Source organism: Armatimonadota bacterium (assembly GCA_016223145.1).
Taxonomy (GTDB): Bacteria; Armatimonadota; Fimbriimonadia; order Fimbriimonadales; family Fimbriimonadaceae; genus Nitrosymbiomonas.
This window is the reverse complement of the sequence record JACRPN010000010.1, coordinates 1-16,373: the sequence shown is the minus strand read 5'-3', so window position 1 is coordinate 16,373 and position 16,373 is coordinate 1. Positions and strand designations below refer to the sequence as shown.

The following is a 16,373-nucleotide window of genomic DNA, read 5'->3' as shown; positions in this document are numbered from 1 at the left end:
GGCCCCTACTTCTCAGCAATCGAGATCGTTGCGACCTGACACGGAGCGTGCTCACTCGTCGTCACGAGCATCTTGCCGTCGAGTGAATAGCCGATCGCCTCGCCCTGCGGTTCGAGCGCCGTCTTCACCTTGACCGGCTTGGCCTTGAACCAGTTCTGGGGATCCACGCAGGGAAACTCGTAGGCCTCCAGATAGGATCGGACAACCACAAACCTGCCGTCGGGCGAAACGTCGCCCCCCGTCGACTGCCTGCCCGGAGGAAGTGGCGACGCCATTGTGAACGAACCCAAAAAGGTCAGCCTCATCTTGCCCGGCGCCGGCATCGGCCCGGTCCCATAGACACGGCACTCGCCAGAATCCGCTTTGGTGACGATCTGCATCTCACCCCGTTTGGGATGAACCAGAAACGTCTCCGCGTTGTGGGGGCCATCGGGGTACGTCAGCTCAAACCTATCAAACTTGCCAACCGATCCTGGCTGAGCTCCCGGCTCTGGCAGCCTGCACACCACCACCGAAGCGCGCCTCTCCTGGTTGTCGCCTATGTCGGCAAAGTAGAGATACTTGGCGTTGCCTATCGCCGCTCCAGCGCTATCCTCCCAGTCCACCGCTTGGGCGCCGACAACTTCGAAGGGCCCCTCGCACCTGCCATCGAGCCCAAACCGCCAGAACCGCGCGGAATCGCCGCTGTCGTTGTGCGTGTAGTACTTGCCTGGGAACGCGGCGCTTCGCGCCACTCCTGAACTCTCGTCGATCGCCAAGTCTGAGAGCTTGATCCCCGTTTTGGGCTCGCCGAAACGTCGATCCGGAAGGGCTGCAGACGCTGGCGGCTGACCTAAGGAAAGGCCCGATCTGGCAAACCCCACATAGGCCCCGAACGCCGCAACCATCGCCAGCAGGAAGATCCCGAACCCCTTCATTTCGGCTCATTATGCGGGCTGCGGCTCCGTCGGCGCAGCAGGTTCTCATAGTACAGGTACTGATGAGCCCATCCGGCAAGGGAACCGAACCGCCCCCTAAAATGGCCGCCGATCTCGCGGTAACGCGTTCCCGTCAGAGCCTTCCCGCGCCACTCCGGGAAATACTCGCGGCAGGCGGCTTGATACAGGTGGGTGTCCACCGGCACCGCCTCCAAGTGGCGCAGTCCGATAAGGCAGATGCAGTCGGCGAGTTTGGGGCCAACGCCCTTGAGCGAACAGAGCTCGGCGTGTGCCTCTTCATAGGGCAGATTCTGAAGCTCGACGAGCCAATCGTCTCCTCTCGACAAGATCTGTCTGGCCACGCTCGGAATCGTCGCGCCCCGGTAGCCGAAACCCTTCTGGCGCAATTCAGCTTCTGGGATGGAAGCGATGCGCACAACGTCCGGGAACCTCTTGAGAACCCTCCCCTCCCACCCGCCAATGGGGTCGCCATACTCGGCCAGCGCGCGCACCATCCGCGTGATCCGCTCCAAGTTGTTGTTAGGCGTGCACAGGAACGAGAACAGCACTTCGCTCGCGCTCGATGGATTCAAGACCCGTAGCCCCGACAGTCGCTCGACGTATGGCTTCAGCTCCGGCCCTCTCCTTAGAACTTCGGCCTCGATTTCTGTCAGCGAGGTCTCCAGGCGAAACAAAGAGCCAAAGTCCTTTGCTGAGCCGTTGCTCTGGATCCGATAGCTCGTCCGGCCTCTTCGCGCCGGGGCAACCTCGACCACGTACCAAAAGTCGCCGTCCACTCCCAAGTACCGGGCATCGCCAAGGCGCTCCCAGCGAAACACCTGCCCGCTGGTGACACAAAGCCCAAGGTCGAGCTCCGTCTCAGGAAGCTCAACTACAAACCCCTTCGAGCTCAATACTTGGCCGCCGCCTTCAGCGCGAGCAGGTTCGCTTCAGGAACGAGTTCGGGTGCGTAGGTGCATCCCGGGGTAATCATGATCGTTCGTGAGCCCGCCTGCTGAATCGCGTCCTTCACCTCGCGCTCGACGTCCTCCGGCTTGCCTTTGGGAAGGGTGTTCAAGTTGTCAACTCCACCTGAAAGAGGTAGATCGGACATCCCCTTGGCCTCCTCGATGCTTGGGCCGGCATAGCGGTCCGCCCAGTTCAGCACGTGGCACGGGTAGCCGCCAAAGCGCGTGAAATCCTTCGCCTTGCCGCACACATGGACCATGTTGAACCAGCCGGCGGCCGCGGCCTGTAGGATTTCATGGTCGGTCTCGGCGACGATCCGGTCGTAGACTCCCTCGCCGTTGGCTGCGGAATCCACCCAATCATCCCGTACAGACAAGAACACGCCATCGGCGCCAGCCTCCAACGCACGCTTGGCAAACTTGGCCTGCCCACGCCCGATCTTTGCCAGCGCCTCTTGAACGGCCCCAATGTCCTCCTCCAGAACCCTAGAAACAGCGAGGTCCTTGTCGTCTTCCGACACGAGCTTGGGCGGGCCGTGAACGTCGGTCTCCGGGGCGGTGATGCGTCGCAAAATCGACCACGAGTTGAAAACCGTGACGATCATCGGCAGATCGGGCCCTACCCGCTCACGGATGCCCCGAATAATGTCGTACTCCAGTTCGAACTCCAGTTCGGCCCCGGTGAACTCTCTTATCTCCGCAAGCTGCGAGGCCTTCTCAAGCACCCACGTCTCGCTTGGCCTGGGGAAGCCCGTGTCGTTCATCACTTTGAGAAAGTCCACCTGGAATCGGTCGTAATGGTAGAGGTGCGCTTCGATGGCCGGCAGGCCCCTCAGCTCTTCTGGGCCAAAGTGATGCCAAAAGGAGACCGGTGGGCGATCTGGCTTTTGCTTCGCCAAAACCATTTGAACGCGCTGTTTTGAGTTCATGGCTCGATTCTGGCATGGAGGGGCGGAGGGCAGGGTTTGGGGCTTGGGGTCTGGGGTCTGGGGTTCGCGGCTCGCGGATGGTGATGAACCACCTCCCCCCTGGAGGGGGAGGTTGGTGAACGAAGTGAACCGGGTGAGGGGGTCTTTGCGTTCCTTGGCGTCATCGCGGCTTTGCGAGAGGTCCGGTAGAGGGCTCTGCTACTGCCCAATCTGTGCAGGCACGGAACCTGCGGCTACGGTTCCTTCCGGGGTCTCCCACCCCAAAGCCTCCCTTCCCGATGGATCGGGACTCGGAAGGAGTTTCACTACGCGAAACCAAAGGATGGGCTCTCCAGCCCGCCGGCAGACCTACAAAGCCGGTACCCTTTTCCCCTCAATGCGCGAGGCGATCTTGAGGGTTGAGTCAGGAGGCCAGCTCGTCTGGCGGCGCTATCTGGGGCTGCAGCGGACCCTCTCGGCGACTTCGGCTTGCGAGGTGCGCGAGGTCCTCGAGCAGGTTGAATTGGCGGCGAACGAGGGCCTGGCATGCGTGGGCTGGGTAGCGTATGAAGCCGCCTCGACCCTAAGCCCTGCTCTTGTCACCTACCCCCCGAAGCCAAACCTCCCGCTGGTTCACTTTGGGGTTTACGAAGGCTGGATGGATTCTGCCGAATTGCCCATCGGGAATCCTGGCCCTAAGGCCCCCCTGAATTGGCTTCCAGACACCGAACCCGAGCAACACGCCGCCGCCATCAGGCGAATCCGCGGTCTCATCGCCGCTGGAGACACCTACCAGGTGAACTTCACCTTGCGGCTGCATTCCGAAGACCGTACACTCCCGGCAGACCTGTTTCGAAACATGTCGGAATGTCGGCGAACGGCTTTCGCGGCGTACCTTGAAACCAGCCACCTTGCCATCTGCTGCGCCTCTCCTGAGCTCTTTTTCGAACTCGAGGGAAACGCGATCCGCACCCGTCCGATGAAGGGCACCGCTCCCCGAGGGCTCGACTCAAGGGAGGACGCCATCCTGGCTGAAGCGCTCTTCAACTCGGTAAAGGACCGCGCCGAGAACCTGATGATCCTGGACATGGCGCGCAACGACCTCGGCAAGATCGCCAACATCGGGTCCGTCCGTGTGGTCGAACCCTTCAGGATCGAGCGATTTGCGACGCTCCACCAGATGACCTCGACCGCCGAGGCCACGACCCATGCTTCGCTCGCCGAGATCTTCAGGGCGCTCTTCCCTGCGGCCTCGATGACGGGCGCGCCGAAACGCCGCACGATGGAGATCATCCGCGAGCTCGAGTCCTCGCCGCGCGGAATCTATTCGGGATGCATCGGTGTCGTGGGACCGGGACGCCGGGCCAGGTTTGGAGTTGCCATACGAACCGCCGTATTGGACAAGGCAACAGGGAACTGGGAATACGGCGTTGGCGGGGGAATCGTTTGGGACTCTCAACCCGAACTCGAACTCAAAGAGACTCAAACCAAAGCGGCCGTCCTGATTTCATCGCTGCCCGATTTCAGGCTGATCGAGACCCTCAAGTGGTCGCGAGACGAAGGCTACGCGATGCTCGAAGGTCATCTTGCCCGCCTGCTTGGTTCAGCGACTTACTTCGATTGGCCCTTGCGGGAAGAGATGATCCGCGAGACTCTGCTGGCGGCGACGGCCGGCTTTGATGCTGAGGAGCAAGTTGTTCGACTGGCGATTGACACTGCCGGAAAGCTGGAAATCGCGGCCCGGCCGTTTGTTCCGTGGCCCGTGGATCGGCCACTGCGGGTCGCGGTAGCCTCCCAGCGGCTCGATGCCGACACCCTCTGGACCCGCCACAAGACCGACCGCAGGGACTCCTATGACTGGGCCAGGACGGAGCATCCGGACTGCGACGAAGTACTCCTGCCGAACTCGCGCGGCGAGCTTGCCGATGGCACGATCTCCAACGTCGCCGTTTTCATTGACGGTGCTTGGTTGACCCCTCCTATCGGCTCAGGTGCGATCCCGGGGGTCTTGCGCTCCGAGCTCATCGCGTCCGGCGCTCTGTCAGAAGCCGTGATCCGGCTTGATCGACTCAGCCCAGAAACGGCCGTTCAGTTCTTCAACTCTGTTCGGGGAAAGAGTGAACCGATTCCACTGAAACATGTAAGAGACGCTTTGCCTTGCACCCAACACTCTGCATAGGAGGCGTCCCTTTGCATCGTTGGGACTGCGCAGAGACGAGACGGAACGCGAACGTCCACGTTCGCACAAGGTCCGCGAACATTCCTGTTCGCGCAGCCTTCGAAAAAGGTTTCGATGGGACGTTTGGGCGCCTCCTCATGCAGCCGGTGGCGCACAATCCCACCTCAGCCAATCCCCTCGCGCGCAGCTTTCAACATCGCGTCGGCGAACCGATCGATCTCCTGTAACGTTGTGTATACGTTCGGTGTGACCCGGATTCCGTTGAACGACTCATGTCCGATACCGGTCACGAAGATGCGGTGCTTCTCCCACAGCCATTCAGCCAACTTGGCGGGTTCGATGCCGTCGATCTGCACCGTCGTCAGCGCGCAGGAGTGCTCTGGGTGAAGGTTGGTGTGGAACCGAACCTTCGGGTGCTCCTTGATGCGGTCGGCCCAGCGGCTCCTCAGGTAGCGCAGGCGGGCGGTCTTGCGCGTCTGCCCGATCAACTCGTGGAAGGTGATCGCCTCGGCGATGGCATTGTGGTTGGCCGCCGGATGCGTGCCGATTTCTTCGTATTTACGGATGTCTTTCGACTGCGCGACGTCGCAAGCGTACATGCCCCAGAGCTTCTCGATCTTGTCCTTCTTCACATAGAGCATTCCCGTACCCACGGGCGCCATCAGCCACTTGTGCAGGCTGGACCCGTAGTAGTCGCACTCCAGGTCCTTGTGCGTGAAGTCGAGGTGGGCGAAGGCATGCGCGCCGTCCACGATGACCGGGATGCCGCGCTCCTTGCCCATGCGGCAGATCGCCTTGATCGGGAAGATCTGGCCGTTCAAGAACGAAACCTGGCTGACCAGGATGACCTTGGTTTTCGGCGTGATCGCCGCGCGAATCGGATCGATCAGGTCGCTGAGCTTCGGCGGGGCGACCGGCATCTTGGCCTGCACCATTCTCACTCCGTCGCGGCGCTCGCGTTGCTTGATGGTCGTGATCATGCGCGGGTAGTCGAGGTTGGTGGTCAGAATCTCGTCGCCCGGCTCCAGGTCGAAGCCAAGCAGGCAGGTCTCCAAGGATTCGCTTGCATTTCGGGTGATCGCGATCTCCTCGGCGTCCACGCCAAACACCCCGGCCAGACGGCGGCGGACCGATTCGACCTCGGGCTCAAGGTGCCGCCACATATAAAAGCTCGGCGCCTGGTTGCTGTAGTCGATGTAGCGCTTGAGCGTCTCCTCGACCACACGCGGGCTCGGGCAGCAGCCGCCGTTGTTGAAGTTGGTCATCGTCCGGTCGAGGGTGAACGCCTCCTGGATCTGGGTCCAGAACGCCTCATCCTGCGCGGCCTCCTCGGGTCTGGCGGCGTACCGGCCGACGATCCGCTCGACGAGGTTCAGGGTGTCGTTACGATAGGCGCCGGCCACCGTGGCCATGGCAAGGACTTCTCGGCGTGAGAGCATGGATGAAGGTTCGGCGCTAGCAGTTGGCACTCCTCTGACGACACAACAAAACGGGCCGGGTGCCTGGTGGCATCCGGCCCGTGTGTTATTGGAGGATAGGCTTTACTTCGCGCGGGTGATGAGGACCATGCCGGTCTTGGCATCAACCTCGATGTTCACCTTGAACGTGTCGTGCAGGAAGCTGATCGGGATGATCGTGCGGCCGTTCTCGAGGAACGGGCTGATCTCTAGTTCGATCATGCTGTCGCCGACCTTCGCCATCTTGTCGCCGATGGAGAGGGTGATCGGCTTGCCATCGGCAAGAGCTTTCACCATCTTCAGTTGATTGTCCCAGTCCACCGTGCCGCCCGCGCCCTCAAGGAGGTGGCGTACCGGCGCCATGGCCACGCCGTCTTGCACGCGGGGCTGGACGTCGAAGCGGATGGGGCTGCCATTGAGCGAGATCTTGAAGTTGCCGCTGAACGGCATCTTGGTGCCCTTCTCCAGGCTCATGCGAGCCGGGGCTCCGGTGGCGGCCGTCGAGACCGTGTTCGGCACGGTGGTCACGGCGCTGGCGCCAGAGGCCGTCGTCTTGGACGGCGAGATCTGGATGACCATCTTGGAGGGCGTCGTCTTGGCCGTAACGCTGCCAGACTTGACCGCTCCCGGGGTGGTCGGGGTCACGAGCCGCGTACCCGTCGCGCTGGGATGGCCGTAGCTGCCCGACTTCACGCCAGCCCGGTCACCGGTCTGCGGGTTGATCCCGTTCGGCGAGGTGATCGCGGAGAGCGTGGGAGGAAGCAGATTGGATACGGCGCTGACAGCCTTGGTCGCTCCTGTCGAAGCGGCCGTAGAAGGGTTGCCCTTGGCCACCGGCGGCTCGGTTTTGCTAGGAGCCGTGGTCGGAGGCTGTGATGGTGGCGTTGTCGGCTGGACGGGGTTTGTGAGCCGAGGCGTCTGTCCGCCAGGGTTGTTCACCAGGACCTTGACCTTCTTGGTCTTGAAGGTGGTGCTGGAGTCGTCCACCAGCATGGCTTCGATCTCATGCCAACCGTTGGCCTCTCGGGTGGTATCCCACGAGAAGCTGAACGGGGCCGAGTTCGTCATGGCCTTGAACTGGTTGTCGACGAAAAAGCTCACATATGCGTTGCGAAGCTCTTTGCCAAAGCCGACCTTGATGTCGAGCCCGCCCATGACCGTCTGGCCCATTTTGGGGTAGGTGATTCTCACCTGGGTCGCGGCGCCGTCGTCCTGCGTGATCGTGGACGTTTCGGTGCCGACCAGTTTGCCGGCCTTATCGTACAGTCGGACTTCGACGAGGTTGTCCCCATCGGAGAGCATGGCGAGATCCAGGTTGAACGTGGTCTCACCAGCGGTCTTGGCCGCGCTGACGGTGCGAGTTCCCAGGCTGACGCCATTCAGTTTGAACTCGACGAGCGCCACCTTGGCCCCACTGTAACGAACGGTCAGATTCGGGCTGTTCAAAGCCCTTTCAATCAGGATTTGTTGATCGTAGAAGCCGAATGCGGCAACGGCACTGAGTGCCATGGCCACGAGAGCCCCCACTTTGGCTATCTTTCGCATAGACGCATATCCTCCTTGCAGCCCAAAAAGCCGCCGGTCTTAGGCGAACTTCCCTATTCTTGCAGGTTTTGGCTGGGATGTCAACCTATGTGCACGACGGGACGAAATTCTCGGTTGGTTCTTCTCCCCAGAAGGTTCGGGGTATGTTCGTCTCATGCCCGTTCTGGCCCTGACTGCGGCGTTCCTTGCGAACCTGGCCGCCGGTGATTTGAAGCCTGAAGGGGCGCTGGACCGCTACATTCAGGCTCACCCCTTGGTTCGCGCGGCCAGGGGTTCGGGAGGGCTTGCCCTCACCAGCCAGAGGTGGCAGGGCAAGGAGTGGCATCACGACGTCACGGAGGCAACTCCTTCCAAGTTGCGCCATAGGGGCATCGCGGTGCTCGCCATCACGGGAGGGACCCAAAACTCAAAGGACAAGGCGTGGGCCAAGCGCATCGCCGACAAGGCGGGACTGCCGGTCTTCAGCCTCTTCGACGTGCCCAACCAGCCGATCTGGGACAAATGGGAGGACGATTTGGTCGCCCACACCTTCGCCGAGTACTTGAGGACGGGCGACGAGAACTGGCCCCTACTCTTCCCGATGGCCAACTCGGCAGTTCGCGCCATGGACGCGATCCAAAAGGACTCCGCCAAGCTCCCCAACCCGATCAAGAGGTTCGTCATCACCGGAGAAAGCAAGCGCGGGTGGACGACGTGGCTGCTGGGGACCGTCCAAGACAAGCGTATCGTCGGCATCGCACCGTTCATCTACGACAACTTGAACATCCCCGCCCAGCTTGCCCACCAGCAGAAGCTCTGGGGGCATTACAGCCCGATGTACGAAGCCTATAAGGATCAGGGGCTGCTGGACATCCTGAACACGGAACCTGGTAAGCGGCTGGTCGCGATGGTGGACCCCTATGCTCGGATTGGGCGGCTGAAGGTGCCGGTGCTCAACGTCATCGGTTCGAGCGACCCGTTCTGGGCCGTCGATGCGACGGGTCTCTACTGGGGCAAAATCAAGTCTCCAAAGGCCATCGTGGTGATGCCAAACAAGGGCCACGATTTCCCTGGCGATAAGAACTCCGAGAATGCGCTCGCGGCGTTTGCGAGGAGCTGCGCCGGCGAGTTTAGGATGCCGACAACTTTGTTTGTCGGATCTGCTGAGCTAAAGGGCGCCCGACACAAATGGCTCTGGACCGCAGTTTCCAAGTCCGCCGACTTCTCGAAGTCGGTCTGGACGAGGGCACCCCTGAAAGGGGACGGAGTTATCTACCGATGGGGCGAAGACCAGCTAGTGAGTACAGTCGAAGCGGAGTTTGATTCCTTAGGACTGCGGTTCAGCCTCTTCACACCGCCCAAGATCTCAATTTATTGGGAGTGAGTAGTGAGCGGCCCGTTCGGGCGGCGCCACACTGTTGCTGCAATCCGAATATGTGGGAAGCTGGAAACGGCGGACAAGTCCGCCCTGCGAAAAGCGGCGACAATTCATCGCAATCTAAAGGAATGCCCGATCATTTCTTCATCGGGGCGCGGATGAACCCCACCTGAGACGAGACCTTTGCCAGCGCGCTCTTGATCAGCTTGAGGTCTGCTTCGGATTCCGACGGCTCGGAAGAGAGTGGGATCAGCAGCACGTCGCCCTTTTGCTCATCCATCACGTCCTCAAGCGAGCTGGCGATGTCGCGCCCCCGATGAACCAAGATCTGATGAGGGACTCCCTTCGCCGTCAGGTTCTGTTGGGCGGCCTGCAGGGCAGCGAGAGCCAAGTCCTCTTCTTTGGTCAGCGGCGCCTGGAGCGGCAGCTCTCGCGGCACGGCGATCACATAAACCAGCAGCACCTCCCCATGCAGCCCGCCAGCCATGCGTTTGGCGGCCTCTAGGCCGATCTTGTCCCGCTCTCCACCCGTCAGGTAGAGCACGATCTTGGTCAATTCCTCCACCTGAAACGGCTGCTTCTTTTTGCCTTCTTGGGTATTCGCCAGGAGGTCCAACGAATGGCGCGCCTCCTCGACCGACGCCGCGATAGGAAGCTGCGAGCGCACCTCGGCGGTGGTTTTGAGCACCTCCATAACCCCGGCCGGCACGGCGACGCAAATGACGCGGGCATCATGCTCCTGGATGTATCCCAGAATGTCTCGGAAGGTCTCAGCGCCCTCGTGAGTGCAGTCGGTGATGCCGGAGCAATCAATGATCACGCCGGTCGAGTGCCGCTTCAGCGTCAGCGAGATCGCGGTGTGGACGGTGTCCCAGAAGTTGTACTTCAGGGAACCCGACAGGTTGATGACGTCCTCAAACGATTCGACGATCAATTCAGGAAGTACCTCACGTTGGTGATGACGACGTTTTTGCGGGCGCTAAGGGCCATCTTGAGCGGCACGGCGACGTTATTGTGCAGCAGCCCCTGGTACCAGCGCTTTGGCACAGCTTGGGGCACGATCACCGTGACGATGGCGTTGGGCTCCTCGGCGATGGTCTCGTCGATGTACTCGATGAGCGGGTCAATGAGCGAGCGATAGGGCGATTCGAGGATGACCAGTGGTATGTCGGAGCCGAACCGGTTCCAGTCTCTGCGGACGCCCTCGATGGTCTTGGAGTCGAGAATCACGTGGACTGCGCGAACGTCCTTCGCCATCGACTTGGCGTAGCCAATAGCCTGAAGAACCCCCTTGTGGAGCCGTGGAACCAGCAGCAGGACCGTGCCCTGGATTTTGGGAACCGAGTCCGTTTCGGTCAGGCCCAACTCCCCGGCAAGGTACTCGTAGTGCTTTCGAATCCGGTAGAAGAAGGTGAGCATGATCGCCATCGCGACGAAAATCAGCCAGGCGCCCTCGGCAAACTTCGTGATTGCGAGGATGACCGCGACGACGCCGGTGGTGATCGCCCCCACCAGGCTCACCCACATCCGGTAGTTGGCCCATGCGCCCTGGGTTCGTTTGAACCACCGGGCAACCATGCCCGCTTGGCTGAGGGTGAATGAAATGAACACGCCGAGTGCGTAAAGCGGAATCAGGGCGTGGGTCTCGGCGCGGAAGATGATGACCAAGAGCATCGCCGCGCCTGCCAGAGTCACGATGCCGTTCTGGAACACGAGCCGGTCTCCAAGGCTCATGAGCTGGCGGGGGAGGTACCCGTCTCGCGCGATAAAGCTGGAGAGCCTTGGGAAGTCGGCAAAAGCGGTGTTTGCGGCAAGAAACAGGATCAGCGCCGTCACAGACGTAACGAGATAGAAGTAGCTCGGCCAACTAGGGAAGACCCTCTCGGCGAGCTGGGCGACCACCGTCTTGTAGCCCGCTTCTTCAATGTGCATCGGAGTGATGCCGAAATGTTGGGCGCACCATGAGATGCCGATGAACATCGCCAGCAACAGACCCACCATCATCGCGAGCGTGGCGCTGGCATTCTTGGCCTCCGGAGGACGGAACGCTTGAACACCGTCCGCGATGGCCTCGGTACCCGTTAGTGCCGTACAGGACGCCGCGAACGCCCGGAGCATTAGGAACCACCCGACCGCTTGTATGGGCTGTGGAAACTCGGCTGGATCAGGCGGAATTGGGGGCGCCCCGACGCTCTTGAAGAGCCCGACTGCCACCAGCACGAGGATCGAAACGACAAAGGTGTAGGTAGGAATCGCAAAGAGAATTCCGCTCTCTTTGGCGCCGCGCAGGTTGGCGATGGCGAGTAATGCGATCGCCGCGCAGGCGATCCAGACGGAGTAAGGCTTGGTGTCTGGAAAGGCGGACACCACAAAGCTAACGGCCGATGATATGGAAACCGCAACCGTGAGGATGTAGTCGATCAGCAGCGCTGAGCCCGCGATTCGGCCCGCTTTGGAACCCAGGTTCTCGGTCGAGACCATGTAGGTCCCGCCGCCCTGGGGATAGGCGTGGATCGTCTGGTAGTAGCTGAACCCCACGATCACCAGCAGGATGCAGAGCCAGACGGAGATCGAGACCAGGTGATAGAAGCCGACGGCCCCCATCATCACCAACACGAGCAGGACTTCCTCGGTGGCATAGGCCACGGAAGAAAGCGCGTCCGAGGCGAAGACGGGAAGGCCAAAGACCTTGGGGAGACGCTCGTGATGCGCGTGCTTGGTCGCAATCGGCTTTCCGATCAGGACCTTTTTCAGCCTTGAGTAGGTAGACATAGGGCCGCCGTCAGCTCACGGTTCCGCAACGCTGCGAATCGCCACGAGTTCTTTCCGACGGTCGAACTCCACATATACCCTGGGAACGGACCGTTCCGGTAGGGCTAGGCGAGGATTCAGGCAACAGCACCGGACCGCAGTCTCCGCGCCGAAGTCCTCCCATAGGTTGCGAAACGCGTCCAGCAGGGTGATGGCGCTTCCGGCAAGGGTGCTGCTGCCGGCCAGATAGACGCCACCGTTGCGCGTCTCAACGTCGTGGCCCCACATGCCCGCCTTGTGGCCGTCGCCAAGCCCTGAGACGGCGGTTCCGTCGCTGACGGCGATCACACCTTCCGACCCCTTGGCGCGCAGGAGGAGGTCGGCAGCCTCCTTCGACACATGGAGCCGATCGTAGATCAGCTCGCACCGAACCGCACCCTCCGTGAGCGCCACGCCCAGGACCCCGGGCTCACGGTGGTGCAGCGGGCGCATGGCGTTATAGGTGTGTGTGGTGTGGCGAGCGCCTTCGGCAATGCCCCTGTTCGCTTCGAGAGCGGTGGCATTCGTGTGGCCCATGCTCACGACGACGCCTCGCGAGGCCAGCCGACGGATCAGCGCTTCCGCGCCGGGGCGTTCGGGGGCCAGGGTCACATAGCGCAGGCGGAAATCATCGAGCACGTCGTCCCAGCCGCTGCCAGGTATCGGAGGGTCGATGATGGCCCCTGGAGGCTGAGCGCCTGGAAACTGGGGGCTGATGAAGGGCCCTTCCAAGTGAAAACCCGGAAGCATCGGATGGTTGGTCCAGCTTGAGAGCGCCCTTCGCACCTCCTCCGCCGAGGCCGAGACGGTCGTGGGGAGGAATGCCTCATAGCCCACCCCTGCGAGCTTTTCGCAGAGCGCCGCCAGGCCAGAAGAGCTGCAGGACATGAAGTCGATCCCAAATGCGCCGTGAATGTGAAGGTCCACGAACCCCGGCGCAAGCCAACGCTCGGGCGCTTTCGTTGTCGGCTCCATGCTGGGACCTGCAGCCTCAAAAACGACCTCATAGACGCCCCAGCCCTGTGGTCCGTAGGCAAATGCGGTGAAGTGGTCTGCCATGGCGATCTTACGGTCGGAGGGCGTATCCGCCCGGAGCGCGGATGACCGTTCCCTCAAGTTCCAGCATGGTCAATTCCGCCAGAATCGCGCCCGCCTCCTGCCCACATGCCGCCGCGATCTTCTCAGCAGACTGCGGCTCTACGGTCAGCGCCTTGAGAATCTTCGAAGAGAGCCCACCTGGATCGGGCTTCGACGTGCGGCTCGCAGGACGTCTCTCAATCCCCAAGTCGGCGAGGATTTGGTCGGGATGGTCGACGAGGGCCGCGCCAGACCGGATCAAGGCATGGGATCCTCGAAACCCCAGCATGGAGATATTCGCGGGCACGACGAACACCTGCTTCCCCAGTTCGGCGGCCTCGTGGGCCACGCTAAGCGAACCCGAATGCTCCGGCGCCTCCACGATAAGCACCCCGTCGGAGAGTGCGGCGATCAGCCGATTGCGCTCAAGAAACGACACCTTGCGCGGCATCACTCCAAATGCAAATTGCGAGAGCAGCAGACCGCTTTCCCGGATGCGGTTGTAGAGCGGCCGGTGAACTGCCGGATACGCCACGTCGAGCCCACAAGGCATCACGGCGAGGGTCTTGCCCCCTTGCTTTAGGACCGCCTCGTGCGCCGAGGCATCGATCCCGAGCGCCCCGCCGCTGGCGATGCAGACTCCCGAGTCTGACAGAGCTTCGGCGAACTTCTGAGCCGCTGCAAGGCCATACACCGAGGCTCCTCGAGTGCCCACAATCGCAACGATGGGCCCATCGAGCAACGTTCGATCACCCCACCCGAACACGCACGGAACCTTTGAATGAGAGAGCCTCGGACCAAACCGAGATCGAGGCAGGCACCAAGCGCCCGCCTTTGCCGCGTCGGATGCTCGCTTGAGGCTGGAATCCGTGAGCTTGTGGCGTTCCGCCTCCGTCAGGTCTGAACGGTGCTCAAAAAAGGCCTTGGGGTCGGTGGGATAGCCCCTCGACCCCAAGCTTCGCATCACGCTTTCCAGTTTGACAGGACCCATTTCACAGGCTCCCGCCAACTGCCAGAAAGCGAACTCTGGGTTCAGCACGCTGTCGGCCAAATCTCTCCGGCCTTAGCCATCGCCTCCAAGGCCGCCGCGGCCGCCGCCGCCAAGCCCACCGCCGCCAGGACCGCCTGTGCGGTTATCCGCCGGCTTTTGTAGAGGAGGCAGGGCGTTGTCGATCGTCAGCGCAAAGTCTGCCGACGTCACGTTGCCGTACCAGTCGGACACGGTGACATTGAGAGTCTTGCGGCCGTCGGCCAGAGGCTGGTTCTTCGCGGCTCGTGAGAGCTTCACGATCGCATAGCCGTCTCGGCCGTATTCGTATTCGAGAGGTTGGCCATTGGCGGTGATCTTGATCGTCGTACCCTTGACGCCCGTGGACTCATCTTCGATCTTGAACATGATCTCCAGCGGGTTGCTCGAAACCTGGGCGCCGGGCGTGGGCCAAGCCATCGTGACCGTTGGGCCGGTCTTGTCGACCCCGGCATCCGGATCGAAAGCCAAAAGGCTGCCGTCCTGGCAAAGCACGTAAAGGGTCTTGCCTACAAGGGTTCCAGGACCCGACGCCGGTACCGCGAGCTGCACCGTTTGGTTGTTGCCTTGGCCGCCTCCCAAGAGTCCGCCGCCACCCAGGCCGCCACGGTTGTTTCCCTGGCCAAATCCGCCACCCAGGCCGCCGCGGTTGTTGCCTTGGCCGCCTCCGCCGCCTAGGCCGCCTCGGCCTCCGCCGCCACCCAGCGCGTCACCTCCGCCGCCCGGGCCTCCCGGACCGCCGGGACCGCCGAGGTTGGTCGAAGACGCCGGCTGGCCCTTGGTCAACGGCCGAACGAGGTAGCTCCAAACGATGTCGCCGGTGGCTGCGTCGATAAAATTGAGCGCGCCGTTGGAGGTTGGGACCAGGAACAACTTGTCGATGATCGAGGGCCTTACCACCGGGGTGGAGCCAAGCTCGAGAACCGACTTGGTCTTACCGTCCGGCGTCTTGTAGCGCCTGGGGGCGCCGGTTCGGGCGTCAAAGACGAAGCACTGGCCACTGATCGACAGCGTGAACGCGCCGATGTCGGAAACGGCGGGCGAGAACGCCAGTTGCGTCCCCGTGTTCTGCTCCCAGCGCGCCATGCCGTTCACCGCGGAAAGACAGGTGAAGTAGCTACCGTTGTTGAGATAAATGTAGTCGCCGAAGATGACGGGCGAGGTGTCGGCATAGATCACCGAGAACCGCTTCTTCCAGCCGGCTTGCCTAAGGTTGATGTCGAACTGCACTAGTTGCCCGTCTTGGGTGGTGTAGAAAACGTCCGTGCCTTTTGCCGCGATTCCCGAATTCAGCCCTTCATAGACGCGATAGGGCGTCTTCCAGAACGGAGAGCCGTCCTCGGGGTTCAGCGCCATGAGCGAACTGTCGCTCATTTGGAAGACGTATTTGCCCCCAGCAGCCACCGGCTGGCCGGTGACCGACGTCGGGCAGGGGTAACTCCATTTGGGCGCTCCCGTGTCCGCATCGACCGCGTATACGATTTTGTTGTCCGCGATGTTCATGAGCGTTCGCCCGATGAGCACGGGGCCGGCGCGGAAATAGCCGGGAACACCCTCGACGAGCGGATAGCGCCATTTCTGGTTGCCTGTCTCGCGATCGAGCGCGAACATGCGGTTGCCAACCGCTACGAAGACGGTATTGCCTTCGACAACCGGCGCTCCGAGGGGTGAAACGGGGGTCGAGTGAGCCCACCGCCAAGCAAGGGGTGTGGGTCCGGGGAATTGGGCCATGGCCGCGCCCACTAACCCAAGAGCCGCCGTTGTTGCCATCAAGAGGTGCGACATTCGCATGGTTGGATCCATCCTTCGGTGCTAACCAAGAAGCATCTGGCGCTTCGCTTCAATTGTAGCGACATCGAGCCCCTCCTGTCTACCAAGGAGAGCCCGCATAGTTTGGGACGCGTGGGATGGTGGAAGTGTCACGCCGAGTTTGTGGTATCTTTTGGAACCCCGAACTGGCGCGGAGAGACTCTCCCGCAGATTGTTCGAGCCGGGGCCGCAGTTCATGCGGCCGTAGGATGGGCCCATAGCTCAGCTGGTTAGAGCGCACCCCTGATAAGGGTGAGGTCACAAGTTCGAATCTCGTTGGGCCCACCAGGACTTTCTGGGTGTTTTACTGCTACATCCTCAAGAGCCGGGCTTCGGGCC

The 16,373-nt window shown here is 61.7% G+C and carries 12 protein-coding genes and 1 tRNA gene; 3 read left to right on the top strand and 10 right to left on the bottom strand.

Annotated elements, in window-relative coordinates:
• Nucleotides 1–5 precede the first annotated feature (5 nt).
• From HZC36_08400 to HZC36_08390, 3 genes are read right to left on the bottom strand one after another with little or no spacing between them, the layout of a single operon-like run.
• On the bottom strand, nt 6–917 hold the full coding sequence (locus HZC36_08400) for a hypothetical protein (protein MBI5706994.1): 912 nt from the start codon (nt 915–917) through the stop codon (nt 6–8).
• Nucleotides 914–1,831: a hypothetical protein gene (locus tag HZC36_08395; GenBank protein MBI5706993.1), complete on the bottom strand. Its 918-nt coding sequence runs from the start codon at nt 1,829–1,831 to the stop codon at nt 914–916. The genes HZC36_08400 and HZC36_08395 overlap by 4 nt, the downstream gene beginning before the upstream one ends.
• Nucleotides 1,828–2,814, bottom strand: coding sequence for a hypothetical protein (locus HZC36_08390; protein ID MBI5706992.1), 987 nt, complete (start codon nt 2,812–2,814; stop codon nt 1,828–1,830). The genes HZC36_08395 and HZC36_08390 overlap by 4 nt, the downstream gene beginning before the upstream one ends.
• Nucleotides 2,815–3,190: 376 nt before the next feature.
• Between HZC36_08390 and HZC36_08385 the strand changes: the two genes are divergently transcribed.
• The gene (locus tag HZC36_08385; protein MBI5706991.1) at nt 3,191–4,972 is read left to right on the top strand and encodes a bifunctional anthranilate synthase component I family protein/class IV aminotransferase; all 1,782 of its coding nucleotides are present in this window, start codon (nt 3,191–3,193) and stop codon (nt 4,970–4,972) included.
• Between the two features lie 164 nt (nt 4,973–5,136).
• Here the strand turns inward: HZC36_08385 and HZC36_08380 are convergent, their stop codons facing one another.
• Nucleotides 5,137–6,411, bottom strand: a complete 1,275-nt coding sequence (locus HZC36_08380) for an aminotransferase class V-fold PLP-dependent enzyme (GenBank protein MBI5706990.1) — start codon at nt 6,409–6,411, stop codon at nt 5,137–5,139.
• Nucleotides 6,412–6,513: 102 nt separating this feature from the next.
• Nucleotides 6,514–7,974, bottom strand: a complete 1,461-nt coding sequence (locus HZC36_08375) for a hypothetical protein (GenBank protein ID MBI5706989.1) — start codon at nt 7,972–7,974, stop codon at nt 6,514–6,516.
• Between the two features lie 154 nt (nt 7,975–8,128).
• Here HZC36_08375 and HZC36_08370 point away from each other — a divergent pair, with 154 nt between their 5' ends.
• Nucleotides 8,129–9,337, top strand: coding sequence for a hypothetical protein (locus HZC36_08370; GenBank protein ID MBI5706988.1), 1,209 nt, complete (start codon nt 8,129–8,131; stop codon nt 9,335–9,337).
• Between the two features lie 130 nt (nt 9,338–9,467).
• Here HZC36_08370 and HZC36_08365 read toward each other — a convergent pair whose 3' ends face one another.
• The 5 genes from HZC36_08365 to HZC36_08345 all read right to left on the bottom strand — a co-directional run bounded on the left by HZC36_08365 (nt 9,468) and on the right by HZC36_08345 (nt 16,016).
• Nucleotides 9,468–10,265 carry a hypothetical protein gene (locus HZC36_08365; protein ID MBI5706987.1) on the bottom strand — a complete coding sequence of 266 codons (798 nt, stop codon included), beginning with the start codon at nt 10,263–10,265 and terminating at the stop codon, nt 9,468–9,470.
• On the bottom strand, nt 10,262–12,103 hold the full coding sequence (locus tag HZC36_08360; protein MBI5706986.1) for an APC family permease: 1,842 nt from the start codon (nt 12,101–12,103) through the stop codon (nt 10,262–10,264). The genes HZC36_08365 and HZC36_08360 overlap by 4 nt, the downstream gene beginning before the upstream one ends.
• 15 nt (nt 12,104–12,118) lie before the next feature.
• Complete coding sequence (locus HZC36_08355; protein MBI5706985.1) at nt 12,119–13,180, bottom strand: amidohydrolase family protein; 1,062 nt, start codon at nt 13,178–13,180, stop codon at nt 12,119–12,121.
• A gap of 7 nt (nt 13,181–13,187) precedes the next feature.
• Nucleotides 13,188–14,189 carry a DNA-protecting protein DprA gene (gene dprA, locus HZC36_08350; GenBank protein MBI5706984.1) on the bottom strand — a complete coding sequence of 334 codons (1,002 nt, stop codon included), beginning with the start codon at nt 14,187–14,189 and terminating at the stop codon, nt 13,188–13,190.
• A 72-nt stretch (nt 14,190–14,261) separates the two neighbouring features.
• On the bottom strand, nt 14,262–16,016 hold the full coding sequence (locus HZC36_08345; GenBank protein ID MBI5706983.1) for a PQQ-binding-like beta-propeller repeat protein: 1,755 nt from the start codon (nt 16,014–16,016) through the stop codon (nt 14,262–14,264).
• A gap of 229 nt (nt 16,017–16,245) precedes the next feature.
• Here HZC36_08345 and HZC36_08340 point away from each other — a divergent pair.
• A tRNA-Ile gene (locus tag HZC36_08340) sits at nt 16,246–16,322 on the top strand.
• Nucleotides 16,323–16,373: the final 51 nt, after the last annotated feature.